General features: G+C 70.7%; 1 pseudogene. It reads right to left on the bottom strand.

Features of this window, described 5'->3' with window-relative positions:
* Positions 1 to 55: 55 nt before the first annotated feature.
* Positions 56 to 229, bottom strand: a pseudogene (locus SM754_RS20430) (EthD family reductase); the annotation flags it as partial.

A 229-nucleotide genomic window follows, 5' to 3' on the forward strand; every position in this document is an offset into this window, starting at 1 on the left:
ACCTGCGCCTCGTAGTCCGGCGCGTCGGTGGCGTCGTCGTCGCCCATCAGTACCCCTCGGCGTCGACATCGTCCTTCTGGACGACCTCTCGGCCGATGAACCGCGGGCGCTTCTCGACCGCGAGGACGTTGTTCACGTCCTCGCGGGCCGCCGCGGCGACCTCGCGGGTCGGGTCGTAGTCGCGGGAGCCTTCGCTCCTGAGGGCCTCGTGGAGGTCGTCGAGCGTCTC

This window comes from Halorubellus amylolyticus (assembly GCF_034808145.1).
GTDB lineage: Archaea > Halobacteriota > Halobacteria > Halobacteriales > Natrialbaceae > Halorubellus.